The sequence below is a fragment of the Streptomyces mutabilis genome (assembly GCF_046628145.1).
Lineage (GTDB): Bacteria > Actinomycetota > Actinomycetes > Streptomycetales > Streptomycetaceae > Streptomyces > Streptomyces mutabilis.
Map to the genome: position 1 here is coordinate 2094500 of NZ_CP176874.1, position 26299 is coordinate 2120798.

General features: G+C 72.0%; 22 protein-coding genes and 1 pseudogene. 10 read left to right on the forward strand and 13 right to left on the reverse strand.

Annotated features, from left to right (window positions below; genetic code table 11):
- Positions 1-3 precede the first annotated feature (3 nt).
- The 3 genes and pseudogenes from hisB to hisD form a co-directional block, all read right to left on the reverse strand.
- The gene (hisB, locus tag ACLIN4_RS09285; RefSeq protein WP_019328035.1) at positions 4-597 is read right to left on the reverse strand and encodes an imidazoleglycerol-phosphate dehydratase HisB; all 594 of its coding nucleotides are present in this window, start codon (positions 595-597) and stop codon (positions 4-6) included.
- Entirely contained in the window at positions 594-1700 is a 1107-nt protein-coding gene (locus ACLIN4_RS09290; RefSeq protein ID WP_100044129.1) for a histidinol-phosphate transaminase, read from the reverse strand. Before ACLIN4_RS09290 ends, hisB begins: the two co-directional genes overlap by 4 nt.
- A pseudogene (gene hisD / locus ACLIN4_RS09295) lies at positions 1697-3021 on the reverse strand (histidinol dehydrogenase). Before hisD ends, ACLIN4_RS09290 begins: the two are co-directional and overlap by 4 nt.
- 200 nt (positions 3022-3221) lie before the next feature.
- On the opposite strand from hisD, the gene ACLIN4_RS09300 reads away from it, so the two are divergent.
- From ACLIN4_RS09300 to ybaK, 4 genes are all read left to right on the forward strand, one after another.
- Positions 3222-4799, forward strand: coding sequence for an oxidoreductase (locus ACLIN4_RS09300; protein ID WP_107478875.1), 1578 nt, complete (start codon positions 3222-3224; stop codon positions 4797-4799).
- Positions 4800-4923: 124 nt separating this feature from the next.
- Entirely contained in the window at positions 4924-5949 is a 1026-nt protein-coding gene (locus ACLIN4_RS09305) for a hypothetical protein (RefSeq protein ID WP_411575655.1), read from the forward strand.
- A gap of 11 nt (positions 5950-5960) precedes the next feature.
- A complete protein-coding gene (locus ACLIN4_RS09310; protein ID WP_100044133.1) occupies positions 5961-6701 on the forward strand; it encodes an LON peptidase substrate-binding domain-containing protein in 741 nt (246 codons plus the stop codon).
- A gap of 13 nt (positions 6702-6714) precedes the next feature.
- Positions 6715-7215, forward strand: coding sequence for a Cys-tRNA(Pro) deacylase (ybaK, locus tag ACLIN4_RS09315; RefSeq protein WP_100044134.1), 501 nt, complete (start codon positions 6715-6717; stop codon positions 7213-7215).
- A gap of 221 nt (positions 7216-7436) precedes the next feature.
- On the opposite strand, the gene ACLIN4_RS09320 is transcribed toward ybaK, so the two are convergent.
- The 4 genes from ACLIN4_RS09320 to ACLIN4_RS09335 form a co-directional block, all read right to left on the reverse strand.
- Positions 7437-8132: an AAA family ATPase gene (locus ACLIN4_RS09320; RefSeq protein ID WP_269957072.1), complete on the reverse strand. Its 696-nt coding sequence runs from the start codon at positions 8130-8132 to the stop codon at positions 7437-7439.
- 34 nt (positions 8133-8166) lie between these two features.
- The gene (locus ACLIN4_RS09325) at positions 8167-8991 is read right to left on the reverse strand and encodes an ABC transporter permease (protein WP_107478871.1); all 825 of its coding nucleotides are present in this window, start codon (positions 8989-8991) and stop codon (positions 8167-8169) included.
- A gap of 127 nt (positions 8992-9118) precedes the next feature.
- Positions 9119-10093 (reverse strand): ABC transporter ATP-binding protein, encoded by a 975-nt coding sequence (locus tag ACLIN4_RS09330; protein ID WP_100044136.1) that lies wholly within the window; start codon positions 10091-10093, stop codon positions 9119-9121.
- Positions 10094-10244: 151 nt separating this feature from the next.
- Entirely contained in the window at positions 10245-11462 is a 1218-nt protein-coding gene (locus ACLIN4_RS09335; protein WP_289903933.1) for an NYN domain-containing protein, read from the reverse strand.
- Between the two features lie 224 nt (positions 11463-11686).
- Between ACLIN4_RS09335 and ACLIN4_RS09340 the strand changes: the two genes are divergently transcribed.
- The gene (locus ACLIN4_RS09340; RefSeq protein ID WP_100044137.1) at positions 11687-11854 is read left to right on the forward strand and encodes a hypothetical protein; all 168 of its coding nucleotides are present in this window, start codon (positions 11687-11689) and stop codon (positions 11852-11854) included.
- Between the two features lie 82 nt (positions 11855-11936).
- Here the strand turns inward: ACLIN4_RS09340 and dnaE are convergent, their stop codons facing one another.
- Positions 11937-15476: a DNA polymerase III subunit alpha gene (gene dnaE, locus ACLIN4_RS09345; protein ID WP_289903932.1), complete on the reverse strand. Its 3540-nt coding sequence runs from the start codon at positions 15474-15476 to the stop codon at positions 11937-11939.
- 245 nt (positions 15477-15721) lie between these two features.
- On the opposite strand from dnaE, the gene ACLIN4_RS09350 reads away from it, so the two are divergent.
- The 4 genes from ACLIN4_RS09350 to ACLIN4_RS09365 all read left to right on the forward strand — a co-directional run bounded on the left by ACLIN4_RS09350 (position 15722) and on the right by ACLIN4_RS09365 (position 20528).
- Positions 15722-17062: a DUF2252 domain-containing protein gene (locus ACLIN4_RS09350; RefSeq protein ID WP_100044139.1), complete on the forward strand. Its 1341-nt coding sequence runs from the start codon at positions 15722-15724 to the stop codon at positions 17060-17062.
- Between the two features lie 86 nt (positions 17063-17148).
- Positions 17149-17856 carry a hypothetical protein gene (locus ACLIN4_RS09355; RefSeq protein ID WP_107477775.1) on the forward strand — a complete coding sequence of 236 codons (708 nt, stop codon included), beginning with the start codon at positions 17149-17151 and terminating at the stop codon, positions 17854-17856.
- 97 nt (positions 17857-17953) lie between these two features.
- On the forward strand, positions 17954-18754 hold the full coding sequence (locus ACLIN4_RS09360; RefSeq protein WP_100044236.1) for a DsbA family protein: 801 nt from the start codon (positions 17954-17956) through the stop codon (positions 18752-18754).
- An 88-nt stretch (positions 18755-18842) separates the two neighbouring features.
- The gene (locus tag ACLIN4_RS09365; RefSeq protein ID WP_411575656.1) at positions 18843-20528 is read left to right on the forward strand and encodes an alkaline phosphatase D family protein; all 1686 of its coding nucleotides are present in this window, start codon (positions 18843-18845) and stop codon (positions 20526-20528) included.
- Here ACLIN4_RS09365 and ACLIN4_RS09370 read toward each other — a convergent pair.
- Entirely contained in the window at positions 20513-21166 is a 654-nt protein-coding gene (locus ACLIN4_RS09370; protein ID WP_257002910.1) for a dienelactone hydrolase family protein, read from the reverse strand. The genes ACLIN4_RS09365 and ACLIN4_RS09370 overlap by 16 nt on opposite strands.
- Before the next feature lie 60 nt (positions 21167-21226).
- Here ACLIN4_RS09370 and ACLIN4_RS09375 point away from each other — a divergent pair, with 60 nt between their 5' ends.
- Positions 21227-22351, forward strand: a complete 1125-nt coding sequence (locus ACLIN4_RS09375) for a mechanosensitive ion channel family protein (protein WP_107477773.1) — start codon at positions 21227-21229, stop codon at positions 22349-22351.
- A 95-nt stretch (positions 22352-22446) separates the two neighbouring features.
- On the opposite strand, the gene ACLIN4_RS09380 is transcribed toward ACLIN4_RS09375, so the two are convergent.
- The 4 genes from ACLIN4_RS09380 to lspA form a co-directional block, all read right to left on the reverse strand.
- Positions 22447-24033 (reverse strand): Na+/H+ antiporter, encoded by a 1587-nt coding sequence (locus tag ACLIN4_RS09380; RefSeq protein WP_411575657.1) that lies wholly within the window; start codon positions 24031-24033, stop codon positions 22447-22449.
- A gap of 89 nt (positions 24034-24122) precedes the next feature.
- Positions 24123-24605, reverse strand: a complete 483-nt coding sequence (locus tag ACLIN4_RS09385) for a GNAT family N-acetyltransferase (RefSeq protein WP_100044144.1) — start codon at positions 24603-24605, stop codon at positions 24123-24125.
- The gene (locus ACLIN4_RS09390) at positions 24602-25546 is read right to left on the reverse strand and encodes an RluA family pseudouridine synthase (protein ID WP_269957081.1); all 945 of its coding nucleotides are present in this window, start codon (positions 25544-25546) and stop codon (positions 24602-24604) included. Before ACLIN4_RS09390 ends, ACLIN4_RS09385 begins: the two co-directional genes overlap by 4 nt.
- A gap of 94 nt (positions 25547-25640) precedes the next feature.
- Positions 25641-26237, reverse strand: a complete 597-nt coding sequence (lspA, locus tag ACLIN4_RS09395) for a signal peptidase II (protein ID WP_107477771.1) — start codon at positions 26235-26237, stop codon at positions 25641-25643.
- Positions 26238-26299 lie beyond the last annotated feature (62 nt).

The following is a 26299-nucleotide window of genomic DNA, read 5'->3' on the forward strand; positions in this document are numbered from 1 at the left end:
GGGTTACAGCGCGCCCTTCGTGGAAGGCAGGATGCCGGCCGCGCGCGGGTCGCGCTCGGAGGCGTAGCGCAGGGCCCGGGCCAGCGCCTTGAACTGGCACTCCACGATGTGGTGCGCGTTGCGCCCGTACGGCACGTGCACGTGCAGGGCGATCTGCGCCTGGGCGACGAAGGACTCCAGGATGTGCCGGGTCATCGTGGTGTCGTACTCGCCGATCATCGGCGCCATCTTCTCGGGCTCGGTGTGCACGAGGTAGGGGCGGCCGGAGAGGTCGACGGTGACCTGGGCGAGGGACTCGTCCAGCGGGACCGTGCAGTTGCCGAAGCGGTAGATGCCCACCTTGTCGCCGAGGGCCTGCTTGAAGGCGGCGCCGAGCGCGAGGGCGGTGTCCTCGATGGTGTGGTGGGAGTCGATGTGCAGGTCGCCGTCGGTCTTCACGGTCAGGTCGAACAGACCGTGCCGGCCGAGCTGGTCGAGCATGTGGTCGTAGAAGCCGACGCCGGTGGCGATGTCGGTCTTGCCGGTGCCGTCGAGGTCGATCTCGACGAGGACCGAGGTCTCCTTGGTCGTGCGCTCCACGCGTCCCACGCGGCTCATGTGTTCTGCTCCTTCTTGACTTCACGGACCGCGTCGAGGAACGCGTCGTTCTCCTCCGGGGTGCCGGCGGTGACCCGCAGCCATCCCGGTACGCCGTTGTCCCGGACCAGGACGCCCCGGTCGAGGATCTCCCGCCAGGTGGCGTGGGAGTCCGCGAACCGTCCGAACTGGACGAAGTTGGCGTCGGACTCCGTCACCTCGTAGCCGATGGCGCGCAGTTCGGCCACCAGCCGGTCCCGCTCGGCCTTCAGCTGCTCGACGTACTTGAGCAGCGTGTCCGTGTGCTCCAGGGCGGCCAGCGCGGTCGCCTGGGTGACGGCGGACAGGTGGTACGGCAGCCGTACGAGCTGGACGGCGTCGACGACGGCCGGGTGCGCGGCGAGGTAGCCGAGGCGCAGGCCCGCCGCGCCGAACGCCTTCGACATGGTGCGGGAGACGACGAGGTTCGGGCGGCCGTCCAGCAGCGGCAGCAGGGAGGCGCCGTGGCTGAACTCGATGTAGGCCTCGTCGACCACGACCATGGAGGGCTTGGCGGCCTGGGCCGCCTCGTACAGGGCGAGGACCGTCTCGGCCGGGACGGCGTTGCCGGTGGGGTTGTTGGGGGTGGTGATGAAGACGACGTCCGGGCGGTGCTCGGCGATCGCCTTCTCGGCGGCGGGCACGTCGATGGTGAAGTCCTCGTGGCGCGGGCCGGAGATCCAGCCCGTGCCGGTGCCGCGCGCGATGAGGCCGTGCATCGAGTACGACGGCTCGAAGCCGATCGCGGTGCGGCCCGGCCCGCCGAAGGTCTGCAGCAGTTGCTGGATGACCTCGTTGGAGCCGTTGGCCGCCCAGACGTTCTCGACGCCCAGCGCGTGGCCCGAGGTGTCGGTCAGGTACTCGGCGAGCCTGGTGCGCAGTTCGACCGCGTCCCGGTCCGGGTAGCGGTTGAGGTCGCGGGCGGCCTCGCGGACCCGCTCGGTGATCCGCTCGACCAGGGCCTCGGGGAGCGGGTAGGGGTTCTCGTTGGTGTTCAGCCGTACCGGCACGTCCAGCTGGGGCGCGCCGTAGGGGGACTTGCCGCGCAGCTCGTCCCGTACGGGGAGATCGTCGATGCCTGTCACTTGCCGTCCGGGACCTTCCAGTCGAACCGTGCCTTGATCGCCGCGCCGTGCGCGGGCAGGTCCTCCGCCTCCGCCAGCGTCACCACGTGGTGCGCGACCTCGGCGAGGGCGTCACGCGTGTAGTCGACGATGTGGATGCCACGCAGGAAGGACTGCACGGACAGGCCCGAGGAGTGGCAGGCGCAGCCGCCGGTGGGCAGGACGTGGTTGGACCCGGCCGCGTAGTCGCCGAGCGAGACGGGCGCCCAGGGGCCGACGAAGATCGCGCCGGCGTTCTTGACGCGGTCGGCGAGGGCGGCGGCGTCGGCGGTCTGGATCTCCAGGTGCTCGGCGCCGTAAGCGTCGACCACGCGCAGGCCCTCGTCCAGGCCGTCGACCAGGACGATCGCGGACTGCCGGCCCTTCAGCGCGGGCACGATCCGGTCGTCGACGTGCTTGGTGGCCTCGACCTGCGGCTGGAGCTCCTTCTCGACCGCGTCGGCGAGTTCGACGGAGTCGGTGACCAGGACGGCGGCGGCCAGCGGGTCGTGCTCGGCCTGGCTGATCAGGTCGGAGGCGACGTGCACCGGGTCGGCGGTGGCGTCGGCCAGGATCGCGATCTCGGTCGGGCCGGCCTCGGCGTCGATGCCGATCTTCCCGGTGAAGTAGCGCTTGGCGGCGGCGACCCAGATGTTGCCGGGGCCGGTGACCATGTTGGCGGGCGGGCAGGACTCGGTGCCGTACGCGAACATCGCGACGGCGGTGGCGCCGCCGGCCGCGTAGACCTCGTCGACGCCGAGAAGGGCGCAGGCGGCGAGGATCGTGGGGTGCGGAAGCCCGCCGAACTCGGCCTGCGCCGGGGAGGCGAGCGCGATCGACTCGACGCCGGCCTCCTGCGCGGGCACGACGTTCATGATCACGGACGACGGGTAGACCGAACGCCCGCCGGGGCGTACAGCCCGACCCGCTCGACCGGGACCCACTTCTCGGTGACCGAGCCGCCGGGGACGACCTGGGTGGTGTGCGTGGAGCGGCGCTGCTCGCGGTGGACGAGGCGGGCGCGGCGGACGGACTCCTCCAGGGCCGCGCGCACGGCCGGGTCCAGCTCCTCCAGCGCGCGCGTGAGCGCGGCGGCCGGAACCCGGACCCGGTCCAGCGCGACCCCGTCGAACTGCTCGGCGAAGTCGATCAGCGCCGCGTCGCCACGATGATGCACGGCCTCGCAGATCGGGCGCACCTTGTCCAGGGCGGCCGCGACGTCGAAGTCGGCTCGGGGCAGCAGGTCGCGCAGGGCGGGGCCCTCGGGGAGGGCGTCGCCGCGCAGATCGATTCGGGAGATCACGGAACCAATTCTCTCAGACCCGCGTCGGACACCGTTCGCACGTATCAATGGCTGATACAGAACCCGACGGCCACTCGCGCACCGTGGCCGGAATCGGCAGATCATCCTCACTTTGAGTGTTCAGCCGGTCACTCAGTGGGCATGAACGGTTGTACGAAGGGTGAGCGACCGACGAGTAGTTGGGGAGGGAGTGAAGCGCCGTGACCGAGGGGGCAGGCCACCGTGACGGAGAGCTGCCGGACGACCTGACGGCCGCCGAGGCGGGCATGTGGCAGGCCTTCCGCAACGGCAGCGTCTACGACCTGTCCAGCGGCGACGCGCTCGTCGACGACCCGCACGGCGGGCGTGCCTGGGGGCCGGAGCGGACCGTGCGGGCCCGCATCGTGTGCTGGCTGCTCCTCGACGGTCCGCCCGCGCTCGCGGGCCGGGTCTCCTCGCTGCAACTCGTGGGCGTGCGGATCAGCGACACGATGGACCTCGCGGGCGGCACGGTCGATCCCTACGTCGAGCTGCGGGCCTGCCGTTTCGACCGGGAGGTCCTGCTGCCGGAGACCCGGTTCACCACGGTGCGGCTGGTGGACTGCTCGGTGCCGCGCCTGGAGGCGGCGCGGTTGCAGACCGAGGGCGACCTGCACCTGCCGCGCTGCCGGTTCCGCAGCGGCATCCGGCTGACCGACGCGCAGATAGGCACCGACCTGCTGCTGAACCAGGCGGTCGTGCACCGGGACCGCAGCGGCCGCTCCATAGCGGCGGACGGCATGACCGTCGGGCAGGACCTCCAGGCCGAGATGCTGGAGTCGCACGGCGAGGTGAGCCTGCGCAGCGCACAGGTCGGTGTCTCGCTGAGCCTGCGCGGCGCCCGGCTCCTCAACCCGTACACGCGGCACGCGCTGAACGCCCCGCAGCTGACCGTGGAGCGCACGCTGTACATGACCCCGGCCGGCCTGGGCAGCCCCCTGCTGCGCGGCACCACCCCGGCCCAGGGCACGCGGATCCAGCGCTTCGAGTGCGAGGGCGGGGTGCGGCTGGACGACGGGCGGTTCGGCGACGCCGTCGACTTCGAGCACGCCCGGTTCACCTTCACCGACGAGCAGGAGCTGTCGCTGCGCCGGGTGCAGACGCCCGAGCTGCGGTTCCTCGGCGAGCGGCCGGCGCGCGGGCGGGTGGTGCTGTCGGGGGCGCGGGTGGTCAACCTGATGGACCGGGCGGACAGCTGGCCCGGTCCCGGCCGGCTGCACATGGGCGGCTTCGCCTACGAGAACCTGGTGCCGCGGGGGCCGTTCCCGCTGGAGAAGCGGCTGCGGTGGGTGGGCGCCGCCACCGCCGAGTACAACCCGGAGCCGTACGAGCGCCTCGCCGCCGTGCTGCGGGCCGGCGGCGAGGACGAGGACGCCCGCGAGGTGCTGCTCGCCAAGCACCGCCGGCGCCGCGAGAGCCTGCCCGTCGCCGCGAAGCTCGTGGGGTACGCCCAGGACTGGACGGTCGCCTACGGCTACCGGCCGGGACGGGCGGCGGTGTGGATGGCGGTGCTGTGGGCGGCGGGCTCGCTCGCCTTCGCCCGCGCCGACCCGCCGCCGCTGAAGAACGGCGAGCATCCGGACTGGAACCCGGCCCTCTTCGCCCTCGATCTGCTCCTGCCGGTCATCGACCTGGGCCAGGTCGGCTTCTGGCAGCTGCACGACGGCTGGCAGTGGCTGGCGACGGTCCTGATCCTGCTGGGCTGGATACTGGCGACGACCGTCGCGGCGGGCGCCACCCGGCTGCTGCGCCGCAACTGACCGGGCGAAGCCGCGGGGTCCCCCGTCCGACGGGGCCGGGGACGGCGCGGGTGGGTACTCCGAACGGCCGAAGGCGAAGCCGAGACCGCACAACCATCGCGAACCGTCGGCCGTCGTACTGGCCATGCTGCGCGCGTTCCTCCGGACGGCGGCCCGGGCCCGCTCGCGGGCGTCCCGGCCCGCCCATGACGACGACGTGCTCCTCGACGCCCCCGACGACCGCCTCGGCCCCGCCCTCGTCGCGGCGGCCCGCGGCGAGCACGCGCCCGCCGCCGCGCTCCTCACCGCCACCCGCGAGAACGCCGAGTGGGAGCACCGGGACCGCTACGCGACCGGGCTCGCCGCCTTCGCGCGCTCCCGCACCGAGTGGCTGGCCCACTGGCGCGCCACCGCCCCGGACGACCCCGACGCCCTCCTGATCGAGGGCCGGCTGACGGTGGACCGCCACTGGGACTCGCCGGCCCGCGCGGAGCTGCTGCGTCAGGTGGCCCCCGCGGTCACGGCCGCCGCGGAGGCCGCCGGACGGGACCCCGTGCCGTGGCGGACCGTTCTGGATGCCGCGCGGGGCGCCCGGGCCGGCCACGCCGAGTTCGAGCGGCTGTGGGAGCAGGCGGTGCGCCGCGCCCCGCACCACTACGGCTGCCACGTGGCCGCTCTGGAGTACCTGGCCGCCGCCTCCCCCGGCGCCCACCGGGAGTGCCTGGACTTCGCCGAGACCGCCGCGCAGGACGCGCCCGAGGACTCCCCGGTACGGGCGCTGCCCCTGCGGGCGGCCTTCACCTGTCTCACCGCGAACGGCGGCGACGACCCGGCCAGCGTGCACCGGGACCGCCTCCACGCGGCGGCCGACCGCGCCATCGCTCTTTCGGCCACCCACCCGGCGTCCGACCCGTGGTCCGCCGGGCTGCGCAACCTCCTGACGTACGTCCTGCTCCGCCTGGAGCGCCCCCGGGACGCGGAGGAACAACTGCGTCTGACCGGCCCGTACGTCACGTCCTTCCCCTGGGACCAGGGCGCGGACGACCCGCTCGGCCGCTTCCTCCAGGTGCGCGCGGACGTCCGTGCGGCGGTGGGCTCCGCGCCGGACACGGCGGGTTCGGGTCATCCACGAAGTGGGCGCGGCGGTCGCGTCCGCCCGGACGACCATTAGGCTTCTGCGTCGTGACCACCGTCCGGCTTCCGCTCTTCGCCCTGAACTCGGTTCTGTTCCCGGGGCTGGTGCTCCCGCTCAACATCTTCGAGGAGCGCTATCGCGCCATGATGCGCGAGTTGCTGAAGACCCCCGAGGACGAACCGCGCCGGTTCGCCGTCGTGGCGATCCGCGACGGCCACGAGGTGGCCCGGAGCGCACCCGGCCTGCCCGATCCGACGGCGCTGCCCGAGCTGGGCCCGGCGGCCGGGTTCGGACCCGACCCGCTCAAGGCGTTCCACAAGGTGGGCTGCGTCGCCGACGCGGCGACGATCCGCGAGCGCTCCGACGGCACCTTCGAGGTGCTGGCCACCGGGACGACCCGGGTGCGGCTGCGCTCGGTGGACGCCTCGGGCCCGTTCCTGACGGCCGAGCTGGAGCCGCTGGACGAGGAACCCGGTGACGAGGCGGGGGCGCTGGCCGAGGGGGTGCTGCGGTCCTTCCGGCAGTACCAGAAGCGGCTGGCGGGGGCCCGGGAGCGGTCGCTGGCGACCGGCGCGGAGCTGCCGGACGAACCGGGTGTGGTCTCCTACCTGGTCGCCGCCGCGATGATGCTGGACACCCCCACGAAACAGCGTCTGCTCCAGGCGCCGGACACGGCCTCCCGCCTGCGCGACGAGCTGAAACTCCTTCGCTCCGAGACGGCCATCATCCGTACGCTGCCGTCGTTGCCGTCGTCGGACCTGACGAGCGGCCCGACGAGTCTCAACTGAGGTACTGGCCCGGATGGCGAAGAAGTCCAAGAAGCAGCAGGCCGGTGGCACCCCCGCGACGGTGGCGCTGACGGCCGCCGGGGTGACCTACACGGTCCACGCGTACGACCACGATCCCGCGCACCCGTCCTACGGCGAGGAGGCCGCCGAGGCGATGGGCGTCTCTCCCGACCGGGTGTTCAAGACCCTGGTCGCCGACGTCGACGGTGCGTTGACGGTCGCGGTGGTGCCGGTGGCGGGCCAGCTGGACCTGAAGGCGCTGGCGGCCGCGGTGGGCGGCAAGCGCGCGGCGATGGCCGACCCGGCCCTGGCCGAGCGGACCACGGGCTACGTGCGGGGCGGCATCTCACCACTGGGCCAGCGCAAGCGGCTGCCGACGGTCCTGGACGCGTCGGCGTCGGACCACGACACGATCTGCGTCTCGGCGGGCCGCCGGGGCCTGGAGGTCGAGCTCTCCCCCGACGACCTGACCCGGCTGACGAACGCGACCCTGGCGCCGATCGGCCGCGCGTAACCCCTCGACGAGCGCGCGGTTCCCGGCCGATCGGACGGAACGCGCCGAGGCGGGCGCGCAGACGCGGCTGGCTCACCGGGAAGGGTGACCTCGGTCGCCGCCGGGCCCTGCCGGTCGGGATCGTCCCGTCAGGGCCTGCCCGGCGGATCATGCCGCGGACGCGGGGCCTGCCACGCCCGTCCGCGGCGTCGTCGTCGCTCGCCGGCGCCGGCCGGGAGTCCTCAGGCGGACGTCTTCCCGTACGGCGCGGGCCACGGGTCGGGCTCCGGGTCCCGGGGCCCGAAAAGGCCGGTCAGTCCGAGGTGGACCACCAGCGCCGCGATCGGCCACGCCAGCAACGCGCCCTTCGCCCCCAGCTTCAGGGGTGCGGAGAAGGTCACGCCCTTGCCGACCTCCTTCGCGTGGGCGATGACGTCCTGGGCCGGCCCGAGCCAGATCCCGACCCGCCAGGCCAGCAGCGACCCGAGCAGCCCGCCGGCGCCCAGCGCCACCACCAGCGGCACGCCCCCGCGCCGCCGCAGCAGGAAGACGACCACCGCGCTGAGCGCCCCGAAGGCGAGCGCGAGCAGGGTGAAGGTGCCGTCGACGCCGACCGACTGCTCGCCCTCGGACTCCTTGAGGTAGACCAGCCACCTGTCGCCGACGACCTCACCGACCAGCGGCACGCTCGGGGCGAGCTTCCACCAGAGCACGCCCAGCAGCAGCCCGGAGAGGGTCACCGCAGCCACGGTCACGGCGGCCTGCCGTACTTCGGTCAGCATTCCGGGGCCGTCCTGTCCTCCGTGCTCGCCGTGAGTGCCGTACGGGGCGCCGGGCGGAGTGCCCAGCGCGTGCGCACCGACGGGCGGCGGCACCGGGCCGCCCTGGTACGACGAGCGTTCGTTCGGTGGCGGTGGCGGAGTCAGAGGTGCGGTCACCCCGCCATCGTGCCAAACCGACCTGTGCGGCGCTTCACCGGACGGCGGCCCGGCGGTACGCCCAGGTGGCGACGGCCAGCGAGATCACCCCGACCACGGCGCACACCGCGAGGTCGCCGAGGACGAAGGCCCAGTCGGGCCGGTCCCCGAACGTACGCGCGAAGGCCTCCACGCCGTACGTCGAGGGCAGCAGGTCCCGCGCGAGGCGTACCACCTCGGGCATCCGCTCGGCCGGCAGTACGCCCAGCAGCAGCGCCGCCGACATGCCCAGCTGGCCGAGGAGGGTGGCGAACTCGGGCCGGGGCGCGAGCAGCCCGAGGGCCGCGCCCAGTCCGGCGAGCGCGGCGCCCGCCAGCGGGATCACTGCCACCAGCACCCACAGGTGGGTCATCGGCAGCCCGAACAGCAGACAGCCGGTCACCGCGGTCACCACGGTCCCCGGCACGGTGAAGGACGCGTACGCGCCCGCCGCGCCGAGGACCACCGCGGCGGGCGGCACCGGCAGTGTCGCGTAGTGGTCGAGGCCGCCGCTCGCGCGCAGCTGCCCGAAGTACTGGGCGAGGAGGTTCAGCGCGACGAAGGCCACGACGAGCACCGCCGACCCGGCGACGACGGCCCGCGCCTCACCGCCGCCGTCCACGACGCCGCGCATCAGGATCATGATGCCGATCGACTGGAAGGTGGCCACGAACAGCAGCGGGATGCGCGCGACCCGAGCCCGGGACAGCTGCGCCCGGTACACGGCCACCAGGGAGGGCCACAGCCGCGCCTTGGGGCCGAGCTCGGCCGCGCCGACGGCGCCCTGCTCCTCGACGGCCAGGGCACCGCCCGGCAGAACATCGGCGGGTACGACACTCACGTCGCGCTGCTCCCCTTCGTCGGGTCCTTCGAAGCTCGCTGGGGGTCGTTCGTGGCGGCCGTCCTGATGGGTACGGATGCGGCGGCCGGTGTGCTCACTGCGCCCCCGCCGCTCACCGTCGGGGTGTTCAAGCCCTCACCAGCCCCTGTCGCGCGGCGCCGCCCAGTGCCAGGTACACGTCCTCCAGGCTGGGTGTGGCGAGGGTGAAGTCGTCCAGGGCGGCGAAGGCGGCGCCGCCGGTGACGGTGGCGACGACCGCGCGGGCCTCCTCCGGGGCGAGCCGCAGCGTCCAGCGGCGCCCGGACTCGGCGGCGCGGTCACGCAGGGCGGCGACCTCGGGGACGTTCAGCGGCGCGGTCTCGCGCCACACCAGGTCGACGCGGACCTCGCCGGCGACCTTCTCCTTGAGGCCGGAGGGCGTGTCGCAGGCGATCACGCGTCCCCGGTCGAGGACGGCGACCCGGTCGAGGACGGTCTCGGCCTCGATGACGTTGTGGGTGACGAGCAGGACGGTGGTGCCGAGCTCGGCGCGCCGCCGGTCGACCGCCGCCCACACCGCGCGCCGGGCCACCGGGTCCATGCCGGTGGTCGGCTCGTCCAGGACGAGCAGCGGACGCTCCCCCACCAGCACGGCGGCGAAGCAGGCCAGGCGGCGCTGGCCGCCGGAGAGCTTCTTGATCGGACGGGAGGCGATCGGGGTCAGGCCCAGCTCCTCGAGGACCGCGTCCCGCTCGGCGCGGGCCCGCCGCACCTCCAGGCCGCGCAGCCGTCCGGTGGTCTCGGCGGCGAGCGACACGGTCAGCTCGTCCAGGGCGCTGGACTCCTGCCCGAGGTAGGCGAGGATGCGGGCGGCCCGCTCCGGGTGGCGCACGATGTCGTGGCCGAGGATCTCCACGCTGCCCCGGTCGGGGCGCATCAGGCCGGTCAGCTGGCGCACGAGGGTGGACTTGCCGGCTCCGTTCGGCCCGAGCAGGCCGAAGATCTCACCGCGGCGGATGTCCAGGGACACGTCGTCGGTGGCCCGGACCTCGGGAGTCGCGGGAACGCCCCGCCGGCCGCGTACCGCGGGATAGGTCTTGGTCAGTCCGCGCACCGCGCACACCGCACCGCCACCGGGTCGAAGTGCCTGTGCCGCGCGCGTACTCACAAGGGACGAGACTACGGGGTCCGTCCCTCCGCCCCGCCCTCGGGTCCGCCCATAAGTGTCGAATCAGCCGGGGAAAGCACGGGGAGGCCACGGAGAGGGCCGGGCCTCACTCCGCCGCGGGGGTGCGCTCCGTCGCCGTGCGGACGTCGACCTCCCGCCAGAAGCCGGCCCGGATCGCGTACCGGTCGCGCTCGTCGATCTGGTCGTCCTTGTGGGCGAGCAGCCCGAAGCGGGCGGCGTAGCGCAGCAGCTCGCCGTCGACGCGGTGCGGGATGCGGGGATACATCCCGGAGAGCCGTTGCAGGTGGCCGTGGTCGCCGAGGCGCTCCAGCCAACGGCGGGCGAAGACCTGCCCGACCTCGTACGGATCGCCGCCGACCGTGGTGATGTCCTCCTCGCGGTCGGCCCAGCGCTGCTCGGCCGTGGTGAGCTGGGCCAGCGTCGGCATCGAGGCGGCCTCGGCCGGTTCGGCGGCCGGCCGGTCGACCCAGCCCTTGTCGGAGGACCAGCGCAGGGTGGCGCTCGTCGGGGGGTGCGGGGCGGGGTGGGCACCGGGGGCGCGCAGGGCGGCCAGGTCCTTGGGGGTGGGGACGCCCTTGGGGGGCGGTACGCGCTCCTCGCTGCCGTTGCGCGGGGTCTCGGTCCTCGCGGAGCGCTCGGGTTCCTCGGCGGGCCGCTCCGCGGTGCCGGAGAGGGCGGACTCGGGCAGCGGGGCGGAGAGGATCGCGGCGATCTCGGGGCGGGGCACGGGCGGCGGCGCGCAGATCCCGCCGAGTTCCTTGGCGCGCACCGCCTTGGTGATCCACGTACGGTCCAGGACGCGTCGCTCGTCGGCCTCGGCGACCAGGTCCTCGGACTGGTTGTAGTCGCCGTCGGCGGCCTGCACGGCCCACAGGTGGACGGCGACGCCGTGTTCCTTGGCGGCCATCATGCCGGGCAGGAGGTCGCCGTCGCCGGTGACGAGGACGACGTCGGAGCAGGCGCGGTTGCGGGCCAGTTCGGTCAGCTCGGCGTGCATGGCGGCGTCCACGCCCTTCTGCGCCCAGCGCCCGTCACTGCGGGTGAGAGCTCCGAGCCGGACGGTGACGCGCGGCATCACGCGCAGTCGGCGGTGCTCGGGCTGCGGGACGCGGTCGGGGGCGCCGTCGAACCAGTAGATGCGCAGCAGCGGCTGCTGCGTGTCGGACTCGGCGCGGTCGCGCAGGCCCTGGATGAGGGCGGCGTGATCGACGGTGATGCGGGAGCGTGAGGGCTCACCGGCGAGGAGACTGGCGGCGGCCCCCAGCAGATACCCGGCGTCCACCAGGACGATGCAGCGGTCCACGCGATCCACCCTCTTTCCGGGAGGTTTGCTTCGGGCTTCCTTCGAGTCTGCCCGACCACACGGAGGTTAACGGCGCGAACTCGATCTTCGGCGTGGCGTTTCCGCACCCCGCGCCCCGACGACCCGCGTCACGCACGGTAATTGCCCGATATGCGTTCTTTGTTGGGCTGTGTGAATCTGAAATCGGCCCTGGCCCCTAGATCCCCCTCAGGAGGTAGATCACCATGGCCAAGAACAAGAACAAGAGTGACCGTAAGCAGCCCCAGTCCGCCCGTGCCACGCAGGCCGCCGAGTCCGCCGTCATGGACCGCGAGGAGCAGCACTCCCCGACGCTGACGACGCCCGGCGACGCCGCCTCCCGCAAGCGGCAGAAGCGCTTCGGCCACAACTGACAGCCGCGCGACGGGCCGTGCGGCCCCGCGCGGACGAGGGGCGCGCCCGGATGCCCGGCGCGCCCCTCGCTCGTTTCCGCGCTCAGCCCGCCAGGCAGGACGGGCCGAGCAGCACCTTCAGGTCGCCGAACAACGCCGGATCGGGCTTGACCCGGTGCCGGTCCAGGCGCAGCACGGTCGTCTTCGTCGGCCCCTGGAGCCTGATCCGCACCTCGCTGTCGCCCCGGTGGTGGGTGAGGATCTCGCCGAGGCGGCTGACCATGGGCGGTGTGACCCTGGTCGCCGGGATGGTGAGGACCACGGGCGCGTTGGTGCCCGCGTTGGACAGGTCGGGGACCATCAGCTCCATCGCGACCAGGCGCGGCACGTCCTCGCGCTTGTCCAGGCGTCCCTTGACGAACACCACGGCGTCCTCGACGAGTTGGGTGGACACCAGCTGGTAGGTCGCCGGGAAGAACATGCACTCGATGGAACCGGCCAGGTCCTCGACGGTGGCGATGGCCCAGGCGTTGCCCTGCTTGGTCATCTTGCGCTGGAGGCCGGAGATGATGCCGCCGATGGTGACGACCGCGCCGTCGCCGAAGTCACCGCCGGTGAGCTGGGAGATGCCCGCGTCCGCCTTGTCGGACAGCACGTGCTCCAGACCGAAGAGCGGGTGGTCGGAGACGTAGAGGCCGAGCATCTCCCGCTCCTGGGCGAGGAGATAGGTCTTGTCCCACTCCTCCTCGCTGAAGACCACGTCCAGTCCGAAGCCCGGCTCGTCGGTCTGCTCGTCGCCCATGCCGCCGAAGAGGTCGAACTGCCCCTCGGCCTCCTTGCGCTTGACCGCGACCACGTTGTCGATCATCGGTTCGTACTGGGCGGTGAGGCCCTTGCGGGTGTGCCCCATCTCGTCGAAGGCGCCGGCCTTGATCAGCGACTCCGTCGTCCGCTTGTTGCAGACGACCGCCTCCACCTTGTCCAGGTAGTCGGGGAAGGAGGTGTACTTCCCCTTGGCCTTGCGGCACCTGATGATCGACTCGACCACGTTGGTGCCGACGTTGCGCACCGCGGAGAGGCCGAAGAGGATCACGTCGTCGCCCTGCGCGGCGAAGTTCGACATCGACTCGTTGACGTTGGGCGGCAGCACCTTGATGCCCATGCGCCGGCACTCGTTCAGGTAGACGGCCGACTTGTCCTTGTCGTCCTTGACCGAGGTGAGCAGGGCGGCCATGTACTCGGCGGGGTGGTTCGCCTTGAGGTACGCCGTCCAGTACGAGACCAGTCCGTACGCGGCCGAGTGCGCCTTGTTGAAGGCGTAGCCGGCGAACGGGACCAGCACGTCCCACAGTGCCTGGATGGCCTCGTCGCTGTAGCCGTTCTTCCGGGCGCCGGCCTGGAAGATGACGAAGTTCTTCTCCAACTCCTCGGGCTTCTTCTTGCCCATCACGCGGCGCAGGATGTCGGCCTCGCCGAGCGAGTAGCCGGCGATGATCTGGGCGGCCTTCTGCACCTGCTCCTGGTAGACGATCAGGCCGTAGGTGACCGCCAGGACCTCCTGGAGGGGCTCCTCCAGCTCCTTGTGGATCGGCGTGATCTCCTGGAGGCCGTTCTTGCGCAGCGCGTAGTTGGTGTGCGAGTCCATGCCCATCGGGCCGGGACGGTAGAGCGCGGAGACGGCGGAGATGTCCTCGAAGTTGTCGGGCTTCATCAGCCGCAGCAGGGAGCGCATGGGGCCGCCGTCGAACTGGAAGACGCCGAGGGTGTCGCCGCGCTGGAGCAGTTCGAAGGTCGTCGGGTCGTCCAGGGGCAGGGACAGCAGGTCGAGGTCGATGCCCTTGTTGGACTTCACCATCTTGACGGCGTCGTCCATGATCGTGAGGTTGCGCAGGCCGAGGAAGTCCATCTTCAGCAGGCCGAGCGACTCGCACTGCGGGTAGTCCCACTGCGTGATGGTCACGCCGTCGGTGTGCCGCACCCAGATCGGGGCGTGGTCGACGATCGGCTCGCTGGACATGATCACGCCGGCCGCGTGCACGCCCATCTGCCGCACCAGGCCCTCGACGCCCTTGGCGGTGTCGATGACCTTCTTCACGTCCGGCTCGTTCTCGTACATCGCGCGGATCTCGCCGGCCTCGCTGTAGCGCGGGTGGGTCGGGTCCGTGATGCCGTTGAGGTCGATGCCCTTGCCGAGGACGTCGGCGGGCATGGCCTTGGTGAGCCGGTCGCCCATGGCGTACGGGTAGCCCAGCACGCGCGCGGAGTCCTTGATGGCGTTCTTCGCCTTGATCTTGCCGTACGTGCCGATCATGGCGACCTTGTCGGCGCCGTACTTCTCCGTCACGTACCTGATCACCTCGACGCGCCGACGCTCGTCGAAGTCGATGTCGACGTCGGGCATGGAGACGCGCTCGGGGTTGAGGAACCGCTCGAAGATCAGGCCGTGCGGGATCGGGTCGAGGTCGGTGATGCCCATGGCGTACGCCACGATCGAACCGGCCGCGGAGCCTCGGCCGGGGCCCACCGCGATGCCCTGGTTCTTCGCCCACATGATGAAGTCGGCGACCACGAGGAAGTAGCCCGGGAACCCCATCTGGATGATGACGTCCATCTCGTACTCGGCCTGCTTCTGGCGGTCCTCCGGGACGCCGCCGGGGAAGCGGCGGGCCATGCCGCGGCGGACCTCCTCCTGGAACCAGGTGACCTCGGTGTACCCCTCGGGGATGTCGAACTTCGGCATGAGGTCGCGCTTGACGAACATGCCCGTGGTGTCGACCATCTCGGCGATCAGGCGCGTGTTGGCGCAGCCCTCCTGCCAGGCGTCGGAGGAGTCGATGGCGTACATCTCGTCCGTCGACTTCAGGTAGTAGCCGGTGCCGTCGAAGCGGAAGCGGTCCGGGTCGGAGAGGTTCTTGCCGGTCTGGATGCACAGCAGGGCGTCGTGGGCGGTCGCCTCGTGCGCGTAGGTGTAGTGCGAGTCGTTGGTCACCAGCGGCGGGATGCCGAGCTTCTTGCCGATCTCCAGGAGGCCGTCGCGGACCCGGTGCTCGATCTCGATGCCGTGGTCCATCAGCTCCAGGAAGTAGCGGTCCTTGCCGAAGATGTCCTGGTAGTCCGCGGCCGCCTTCAGGGCCTCGTCGAAGTGGCCGAGGCGCAGCCGGGTCTGCACCTCGCCGGAGGGGCAGCCGGTGGAGGCGACGATGCCCTCGGACCACTGGGAGATGGTCTCCTTGTCCATCCGGGGCCACTTCTGCAGCCAGCCCTCGGCGTAGGCGTCGGAGGAGAGCCGGAAGAGGTTGTGCAGACCGGTGCTGTTCACGGCCCACATGGTCTTGTGGGTGTAGCCGCCGGAACCCGAGACGTCGTCCCGCTTCTGGTGCGGCTGTCCCCACTGGATCTTGCGCTTGTTGCGGCGGGACTCGGGCGCGACGTACGCCTCGATGCCGATGATCGGGGTGACCCCGGCCTTCTGCGCGGAGTGGAAGAAGTCGTACGCCCCGTGCAGGTTGCCGTGGTCGGACATGGCGATGTGCGTCATGCCCATCTCGTTGCAGGCGTTGAACATGTCCTTCAGCCGCGCGGCACCGTCCAGCAGCGAGTACTGGGTGTGGACGTGCAGGTGCGTGAACGGCGGCTTGGACACGTTCGGCCTCCTGGGAGAACTCTCGGTGACGGGCTGGCGGCGGGTCGCGGACAGTCCGGGGGTCAGCGTCGAAGTCTATGCCTCGCCACTGACACTCCGAGGGCTTCCCCGCGTACCTTCGGGGGGCGGGTCCCGCGTCGGGCGCGGTCCCCGGGCGCGGGCACTCCCGCACCCGTTCGAACGTTGACCCGGGTGGAGATCCGCTCCACCGGTCACAGCACCATCCGCACCAGGAGGCACCAGGCATGTCGGACCCGCAGCTCAACGAGGAGCACCGCGGCGAGGAGATCCTCGCCGTCTTCGACGCCGCCTTCGGCACGCTGCTGGCCGCGGACCCGGCGGCGTTCCGCGTGAAGTTCCGGAAGATGGCCGCGTCGGCCTTCGCGTTCTACCGCGGCACCGCCTGCCTCTTTTACCACGATTTGACCGAGGACCAGGAGTTCGGCTCGAAGACCGGCGGCCCCTACCTGGACGACCGGACCTCCCGGGTGTGGATCCACGGCGACCTGCACGCGGAGAACTTCGGCACGTACATGGACTCCACCGGCCGGCTGATCTTCAACGTCAACGACTTCGACGAGGCCTACGTCGGCCCCTTCACCTGGGACCTCAAGCGCTTCGCCGCCTCCGTCGCGCTGATCGGGTACGCGAAGGCGCTCAGCGACGAGCAGATCACCGAGCTGGTCCGGGTGTACGCGGGCGCGTACCGCGAGCGCATCCACGCCCTGGCCACCGGCGCCAAGAGCGACGAGGTGCCGCCCTTCACCCTGGACACCGCCGACGGGCCGCTGCTGGGCGCCCTGCGCGTCGCCCGCTCCCTGACCCGGTTCGGTCTCCTGGAGTCGATGACCGAGATCCGCGACTTCGAGCGCCGCTTCGCCCCGGGCGGCGGCTCCATCGAGCTGGACGCCGCCACCCGCTACAAGGTGCTGGCGGCCTTCGACGGCTACCTGGAGACCCTCCCGGAGTCGTCCCTGGCCCGCCCCGACTCCTACCGCGTCAAGGACGTCGTCGGACGCCGCGGCATCGGCATCGGATCGGCCGGTCTGCCCTCGTACAACATCCTCCTGGAGGGCAACAGCGACGCCCTGGAGAACGACGTCGTGATCTACATCAAGCAGGCCCAGACCCCGGCGGTCTCCCGGCACATCACCGACCAGGCGATCCGGGACTACTTCCAGCACGAGGGCCACCGCACGGTGATCTCCCAGCGCGCCCTCCAGGCGCACGCCGACCCGTGGCTGGGCTGGACCGAGCTGGACGGCTCGGGCCAGCTGGTCGCCGAGGTCTCGCCGTACGCCGTCGACCTGGACTGGGGCGACATCGACGACCCGGAGGAGATCGCCGAGGTCGTCGCCGACCTGGGCCGGGCCACGGCCGCCATGCACGCGGCGGCGGACGACCAGTCCGGTGAGTCCCTGGTGCCGTTCTCCACGGAGCGGGCCATCGACGCGGCGATCGCGGCCGACGAGGAGGGCTTCGCGCCCCTGCTGGTCGACTTCGCGCACCGGTACGGCGCACGCGCGCGCGCCGACCACCAGACCTTCGTGGACCTCTTCCGCAACGGCCGGATCCCGGGGCTGTGACCATTCCGGTTCGATAACCGTCGGCCTTCTCACAGGAATCCTTTAGGGGTCCCTTACCGGACCCCGTGACACACTCTTCTCTCGCTATGGACATATCCGGAACCCCACTCAGAGCCGTACGCGCGGCGCTGTTCACGGCACTCGTCGTGACGCTCAGCACCGCGTCGCACGTGCTGCTGTCCGGGGTTCCGCTGCCGCTGCCCACGGTGGCGGCCGTCTCCGCCGCCGTGTTCCTGATCGCGTACGCCCTGGCCGGGCGACGCGAGCGCGGCTTCGGCCGTATCGCCGCCCTGCTGATCCCGCTGGAACTGGCCGCCGACACGGTCTTCACCACCGGCCAGCACGTCTGCTACGGCAGGGCGGGCGGCCCCGTCGCGGGCCCGCTGCGTTCGGTCGGCTTCGACGTGCTGTGCGGCGACGGGACCGGCGTCCACGCCGGGGTCACCGCCCCGCTGACCAGGGTCACCGGCGCCGAGACCGACCGGCTGGCGACCGTGCTCGCCGACGCCGACCCCCGGACCGCCTGGCTGCTGCTCGGCGCGCACGTCGGCATCGGGCTGCTGGCGGCGGCCTGGCTGCGGCGCGGCGAGCGCGCGCTGGCCCAGCTGCTGAGCGCGGTGGCCGCGACCACCTTCCGGCCGCTGCTGCTCGCCGTCGCGGCGGTGAGCGCGAGCCGGGCCCCGGCGGTGCGCCGCCCGACGGTCTCGGCCCACCGGACCACCGGCGCCCGTGAGGCGATCCTCACGCACTCCCTGGGACGGCGCGGACCGCCCTGCCCGGTCGCCCTCGTGTGACCCGCGCGCCTTCGCGCGGCACGTGACCGAGCACCGGCAGTCCCCCGTACGTATCCCGCACACCGACCGTGTGCGCGTCCCCGGAGAGATCATCACCATGAGCAAGCGGAACAGTCAGGCGGCCAAGTCGGCGGCCCGTGAGCGGCTGCGCCTGGAGCGCGAGCGTCAGGCCAAGCGTGACAAGGTCAAGCGGCAGGTCATCGTGGCCTGCTCGATCGTCGGCGTGCTGGCGGTGGCCGGCGGCATCAGCTACGCCGTCGTGCAGAGCAACCAGCCCTCGAAGTGGGAGGAGGCCGCCGACGCCAAGGTGGTGGCCCCGGCCAACACCTCCGGCAAGAACGGCACCACGGTCACCCTCGGCGAGTCCAAGAGCGACCACGTCGTCCACCTCTACGAGGACCCGCGCTGCCCGGGCTGCGCCAACTTCGAGCAGACCATCGGCGAGACCGTCAACAAGGGCATGGAGGACGGCACCTACAAGCTCTCCTTCACCATCGGCACCTTCCTCGACGGCAACCTCGGCGGCGAGGGCTCCAAGAACGCCCTCAGCGCCCTCGGCGCCGCGCTGAACGTCTCCCCCGAGGCCTTCATCGACTACAAGACCGCGCTGTACTCCTCCGAGTACCACCCGTCGGAGTCGACCGACGAGTTCGCCAAGGACGACTACCTGATCAAGGTCGCCAACAGCGTCGACTCCCTGAAGGACAACAAGAAGTTCCAGGACGCCGTGAAGAAGGGCACCTACGACGCCTGGGCGATGAAGATGGGCGACGCCTTCCAGAAGGCCGAGGACGTCCAGTCGACCCCGACCGTCAAGATCAACGACAAGGTGATCGAGACCCCGAGCACGGACGCCGACTGGCAGAAGGCGCTCAAGGACGCCGGCGTCACGAAGTAGTACGCACCAGCCGTACACAGGTGAACGAGCGGGCGAACTTCACGAGTTCGCCCGCTCGCGCCCATACCGATCAGTAACCTGATCGTCCGTGACCAGTCGACACAGATCATCCGAGACTCCCGCCCCGTCGTCCGCCGAACTCACGGACACCCGTTCACCGAGCCGCCGTACGGTCGTCAAGGCCGCGGCGGCCGGCGCCGTTCTGGCCGCCCCGCTCGCCGCCGCGCTGCCGGCCGCCGCCGCCGGCGCCGTCCCCGCCTTCCTGCACGGAGTCGCCTCCGGTGATCCGCTGCCCGACGGCGTCCTGTTGTGGACCAGGGTGACCCCGACGCCCGAGGCCGTGCCGGGCTCGGGAACCGGACCCGACACCGAGGTGAGCTGGGTCGTCGCCACGGACAAGGAGTTCACGGACATCGTCGCCAAGGGGTCCGTCACCGCGACGGCCGCCTCCGACCACACCGTCAAGGCCGACGTCCGGGGCCTGGCGCCCGCCACGGACTACTGGTTCCGCTTCTCCGCCGGTCCCACCGACTCCCCCGCCGCCCGCACGCGTACGGCCCCCGCCCCCGACGCCGCCGTGGCGGGCCTGCGCTTCGGCGTGGTCTCCTGCGCCAACTGGGAGGCCGGCCACTTCTCCGCGTACCGGCACCTCGCGGCCCGCGGCAACCTGGACGCCTGGCTGCACCTGGGCGACTACATCTACGAGTACGGCACCGGCGAGTACGGCACCCGCGGCACCGTCGTACGCCCGCACGCGCCCGCCCACGAGATCCTCACGCTCGCCGACTACCGCGTCCGGCACGGGCGTTACAAGACCGACCCCGACCTCCAGGCGCTGCACGCCACCGCGCCGGTCGTGGCGATATGGGACGACCACGAGATAGCCAACGACACCTGGTCGCAAGGCGCCGAGAACCACACCGAGGGCGTCGAGGGCGCCTGGGCGGCGCGTCAGGCCGCCGCCAAGCAGGCGTACTTCGAGTGGATGCCGGTCCGTCCCGCGATCGCCGGGACCACCTACCGCCGGCTGCGCTTCGGCAAGCTGGCCGACCTGTCGCTGCTGGACCTGCGCACCTTCCGCTCCCAGCAGGTGGGGCTCGGCAACGGTGACGTCGACGACCCGGACCGCACCCTCACCGGCCGGGCCCAGATGGACTGGCTGAAGTCCGGGCTGGCCTCCTCCGACGCCACGTGGCGGCTGGTGGGGAACCCGGTGATGATCTCGCCGTTCGCCATCGGCTCCATCCCCGCCGAGCTGCTGAGGCCGCTGGCCGAGCTGCTCGGGCTGCCCAAGGAGGGACTCGCCCTCAACACCGACCAGTGGGACGGCTACACCGACGACCGCCGCGAACTCCTCGCCCACCTGCGCGCGAACTCCGTCCGCAACACGGTCTTCCTGACCGGCGACATCCACATGGCCTGGGCCAACGACGTGCCGCACAACGCCGCCACGTACCCGCTGTCCGCCTCGGCCGCCACGGAGTTCGTGGTCACCTCGGTGACCTCGGACAACCTCGACGACATCGTGAAGGTCCCCGAGGGCACGGTCTCGGCGATCGCGGCGCCGGTCATCCGGGCCGCGAACCGGCACGTCCACTGGGTCGACACCGACCGGCACGGCTACGGCGTGCTGGACGTCACCGCCGACCGGACGCAGATGGACTACTACGTCCTCTCCGACCGCACCGACCCGGACGCCACCTCGAAGTGGGCCCGTTCGTACCGCACGCGCAGCGGTACGCAGCGGGTGGAGCGGGTCTACTCGCCCGTCTGAGGCTCGTCGGCCGCCTGGGCCTCCTGAAGCGAGTCGAGGAAGCCGAGCGCCACCCGCCAGGTGGCCTCGGCCGCCTCCGCGTCGTAGTCCGGCAGGTCGGGGTCGGTGTAGAGGTGACCGGCCCCGGCGTACCGGTGCACCTCGACGTCGGCGCCGATGCGGCCCATCTGGAGGTACCAGGCGCTGAGCCAGTCGTCCGTCTCGAAGGCGTCCGGTTCGGCCACGTGCAGCTGGACCGGGAGGTCGTCGACCGAGGCGTTGGCCGCGATGTCCGAGGTGCCGTGCAGGAGGAGCAGCCCGCGGGCCCGGTGGTCGCCGAGGGCGAGTGTCTGGGCGATGGACGCGCCGAGCGAGAAGCCCGCGTACACCAGTCCCCGTTCGGAATAGGGCGCGGCGGCCAGCACCGCCCGCTTCAGCAGCTCCTCCCTGCCGATCCCGTCCTGGTGGGCCATGCCCTCCTCGACCGTGTCGAAGGTACGCCCCTCGAAGAGGTCCGGGGTCCACACCTGGTGCCCGGCGTCGCGCAGCCGGTCGGCGGCCTGCCGCACCGCGGGCCTCGGGCCGAGGGTCGAGTGAAAGAGCACGATGTTCATGAGGCCATGGTGCCAGCCGGGTGTGACAACGCGATCGGCGGCGATACCCGGGGCGGGACGGAAGTCACAGGTTCACCGCACGGCGGGTCCGGTTACGTTCGAGGGATGGAGACGATACTCCGCCCGCTGACCGTGGTCGGCGGCTCGATCCTGCTGACCCTCGTCATCGGATGGGCCACCGACCTGCTGCTGCGCAAGGCCGACGCGCGGCATCCCGAGACGCCCCTGTGGGGGCTGCTGCGCCGTGCCCGCATCCCGTACCAGGTCATGCTGTGCGCCGCGCTGCTGAGAGGGTCGTACGTCGAGGCACAGGTGTTCCCGGAGCACCGGTCGGCGGTCGGCCGGGTGCTGACGCTGCTGCTGATCGGTTCGGTGGCCTGGCTGGTGACCCGGATCGCCGCCGCGGTCGTCGAGACGTCGTACTCCCGCTACGCCCACGCCCACGCCCAGCGCAACCCCGCCCGGGTGCGCCGGGTGCGGACCCAGGTGTCGCTGATCATGCGCGTGGTCACGGCGGTCGTCGTCGTGGTCGCCGTGTCGGCGATGCTGCTGACGTTCCCGGCGATGCGCGCGGCGGGGGCCTCGCTGCTGGCCTCGGCCGGAATCCTCGGCATCGTCGCCGGTGTGGCCGCCCAGTCCACGCTCAGCAACATGTTCGCCGGGTTCCAGATCGCCTTCGGCGACATGGTGCGCATGGGCGACACCGTGGTGGTGGACGGGGAGTGGGGCACCGTCGAGGAGATCACGCTCACGTTCCTGACCGTGCGCACCTGGGACGAGCGCCGGATCACCATGCCGGTGTCGTACTTCACGTCCAAGCCGTTCGAGAACTGGTCGCGCGGCACCCCGCAGATGACCGGCACCGTCTTCTGGCACCTCGACCACACGGCACCGCTGGACCTGATGCGCGAGCGGCTGCGCGACATCCTGCGCGAGTGCCCCGCCTGGGACGGCCGCGACTACAACCTGACCGTCACCGACACCACCCCGAACACCATGCAGGTGCGGGCCCTGGTGACCGCGAAGGACGCGGACGACATCTGGACGGTCCGGGTCACGGTGCGCGAGGGGATGCTCCGCTGGCTCGCCGACGAGCATCCCTACGCCCTGCCCCGCGTCAACACGGCCGACGCCGCCCTGCGACCGTCCCCCGACGGGGTCACCCGCCCTCGCCGCTCCCCCGACGGCGGCCCGCGCCGCTTTCCGGAACAGCCGGCGAAGAGCCTGTGACTGCCGGCCCGGACCGACGGGCCACGCCCGGACCGACGGCACGGGTCACGCCCCCGACCGGCGCCCGCGACGCCGGGCCGGGCGTGAGGGCGGCCTCACCGCATGCTGCGCACGTCCAGGTGGCGCAGGACGCGGTCGACGATCTCCGGGTCCGCGCCGGGTTCGCTGCGGGCGGCCAGCACCTCGTGGCGGGCGGCGCTCAGCATCTCGCCGTGAATGCGACGGATCCGCTTCACCCGGCGGGCCCGCTGCTCCTGGGCCTCGCGCCGCTCCTCGTCGCCGACGTCCGGACTGATCCGCAGCCCGATGTCGAACGCCCGCCGCAGCATCTGCTCGGACAGCTCCTCCGGCAGTTCCTCGACCGACTCGATCTCCCTGAGGCGCTGCTTGGCCGCCCTGGCCGCCCGCACGGCCAGCTCCTTCTCGTACTGCTTCTCCCGTTCGGTGTCCGCGCGCACCCCGAGCCGGCTCACCAGCCACGGCAGCGTCAGGCCCTGGAGCAGCAGGGTGACCATGATGACGCCGAAGGCGATGAAGACGATCTCCTCGCGGTGGGGGAAGGCGGACCCGTCCTCCGTCTCCAGCGGGATCGCCAGCGCCAGCGCGACCGAGGCGACGCCCCGCATGCCCGACCACCACATGACGACGGTCTCCCGCCAGGAGGTGGGGATGTCCTCGTCCTTGTCCTGTCTGGCGTGCAGCCGCTGGGTCAGCCAGGTGGCCGGCAGCAGCCACAGCAGCCGTACGAGGATCACCACGGCCACGACGACCGCGGACCAGCCGAGCAGTTCGGTCCAGCGTCCGGAGGCCGTCCGGATCGCGTTGTGCAGTTCCAGGCCGACCAGTCCGAAGGCGACGCCGGTGACGAGCGTGTCGACGACGTCCCACACGGTGTGCCCGGCCAGCCGGGTCATCACGTCGTCGGCGTCGAAGGCGTACTCGGCGAGGAACATCGCGGTGGTGAGCACCGCCAGCACCCCGGAGCCGTGCAGCTCCTCGGCCAGCACGTAGGCCACGTACGGGACGAGCAGCGTCATGCCGATCTGCAGTGTGGCGTCGCCCAGCACGCTCATCAGCTTGTTGGTGGCCCAGCCCAGTGCGAGGCCGACCGCGACGGCGACGACGGCGGACAGCACCAGGTCGAGCCCCGCCCGCCACGGCGAGAAGGTGCCGCCGACCGCGGCGGCGATGGCCACGTGGTAGAGGACGATGGCCGTCACGTCGTTGAACAGCCCCTCGCCCTCCAGGATCGACACCAGGCGGCGCGGCAGCCCCAGCTGACCGGCGACGGCCGTCGCCGCGACCGGGTCGGGCGGCGCCACCAGCGCCCCCAGCGCGAAGGCGGCGGCGATGGGCAGGCCCGGCACGATCGCGTGGGCCACCGCGGCGACACAGGCCATGGTGACGAAGACCAGCGCCACGGCGAGCAGGAAGATAGGCCGCTTGTTGGCCGCGAACTGCCGCCAGGACGTGCGCCGTACGGCCGCGTAGAGCAGCGGCGGCAGCAGCGCGGGCAGGATGAGCTCGGGCGGGATGTCGACGTTGGGCACGAAGTCGAGCAGCGCCAGGACGATGCCGAGGACCGTCATCAGCACCGGCGCCGGCAGCCCGAGGCGGGCGCCGACCGGGACGCTCAGCAGGGCCCCGAGCAGCAGCATGAACAACAGGCCCAACTGATCCACGGTCACCGCTCCGGTGGTCTCTCGGCGTCACACGGCGGACCTCAAGCCTGTCACGTCACCGGCCTCACCAGCCCGTACGGCACCTCCTGCTACAGGGCGCGCCGCATCGCGCGGTGGGGTATCCCGGCGTCGGGGAACTCGGGTCCGTACGCCTCGTACCCCAGTCGCTCGTAGAAACCCAGGGCGTGGGTCTGCGCGTGCAGGTCGACGGCGGTGAGTCCGCGTGCGCGTGCCGCCTCCTCGACGGCCCGCACCAGGGCGGCCCCGACGCCCAGTCCGCGGGCCTCCCGGGTCACCGCGAGCCGGCCCAGGGAGCCGACGGCCGCCTCGCCGCCGGTCTTCGCCGCGGCTGCCTCTCCGTGCAGCAGCCGGCCGGTGCCCAGAGGTGTGCCGTCCTCCCGCACCGCCAGGACGTGCACGGCGACCGCGTCGTAGGCGTCGTACTCGATGTCCTCGGGGACCTGCTGCTCGGCGACGAAGACTTCCTTGCGCACGGCGAAGCACATCTCGCGGTCGGCGGCGTCCTCGGCGACCCGCACCCGGTAGGACGGCGGCCGCGACGGGCCGCTCATGCGTAGGTCTCCTCACGGACCCGGTCCAGGGCCTGCTGGAGGTCCTCGGGGTAGTCGCTGGCGTACTCGACCCACTGGCCGTCGCCGGGGTGCTCGAAGCCGAGCCGCACGGCGTGCAGCCACTGGCGGGTCAGGCGCAGCCGCTTGGCGAGGGTCGGGTCGGCGCCGTAGGTCAGGTCACCGACACAGGGGTGGCGGTGGGCGGCCATGTGGACGCGGATCTGGTGGGTGCGGCCGGTCTCCAGCTTCACGTCGAGCAGGGAGGCGGCACGGAAGGCCTCGATGAGGTCGTAGTGCGTCACGGAGGGCTTGCCCTCGGCGGTGACGGCCCACTTGTAGTCGTGCTGGGGGTGGCGGCCGATGGGGGCGTCGATGGTGCCGCTGGTCGGGTCGGGGTGGCCCTGCACGAGCGTGTGGTAGCGCTTGTCGACCGTGCGCTCCTTGAACTGGCGCTTGAGCGAGGTGTACGCCCGCTCCGACTTGGCGACCGCCATCAGGCCGGAGGTGCCCACGTCGAGGCGGTGCACGATGCCCTGCCGCTCCGCGGCGCCGGAGGTGGAGATGCGGTAGCCGGCGGCGGCCAGTCCGCCGATGACGGTGGGGCCGCTCCAGCCCGGCGACGGGTGGGCGGCGACGCCGACCGGCTTGACGATGACGACCACGTCCTCGTCGTCGTGCACGATCTCCATGCCCTCGACGGGCTCGGCGACCACCTGCACCGGCGCGGGCGCCTGCGGCATCTCGACCTCGAGCCAGGCGCCGCCGTGGACGCGCTCGGACTTGCCGACCACCGATCCGTCGACCTGCACCTTGCCCGCCGCGGCGAGCTCCGCGGCCTTGGTACGGGAAAAGCCGAACATGCGGGAGATGGCGGCGTCGACGCGCTCGCCCTCCAGGCCGTCGGGCACGGGCAGGGTGCGGATCTCGGGAAGCGTGCTCACCCCGTCGAGTATGCCGGACGGCTCGGACACTCCCGAACGCGCTCTCAGTCCTGTGGACGACCGGGACCCGCGGACGGTCGGTCCCGGTGGCCGGTCAGTCCTTGTGGACGGTCCCGTCCGGGTCCAGGCCCCGGAAAGAGAGGATCACGATCAGGATGCCGCCGCACACGATCGCCGAGTCGGCGAGGTTGAAGACGGCGAAGTGCTTGGGCGCGATGAAGTCCACCACCGCGCCCTCGAAGACGCCGGGCGAGCGGAAGATCCGGTCGGTGAGGTTGCCGAGGGCGCCGCCGAGCAGCATGCCGAGGGCGATCGCCCACGGCACGCTGTAGAGCTTGCGCGCGAGGCGGGCGATCACGACGATCACCGCCGCCGCGATCACGGTGAAGATCACGGTGAAGGCCTCGCCGAAGCCGAAGGCCGCGCCCGCGTTGCGGATCGCCACGAACCGCAGCCAGTCGCCGACGATCTCGACGGGCTCCTGGTGCTCCAGCTCGGCGACCACGATCATCTTGCTGACCAGGTCGAGGAGGTACGCGAACGCGGCGACCGCGAACAGCACGGCGACCCGCCGCTTGCCCCGGGGACGCTCCTGCGGCGCCTGCTCCTGATCGGCGTCGGGCCGCTCCTGCCCGTCCCCCGCCGCGTCCGGGGTGTCCGGAGTACCGATGATGCGCTCCGCCTCTGCCACGTGAGTCCCTCAGCCTAGGTACCTGACTGAGGACGAGGGTACGGCACACCTTCCGTCCCGCA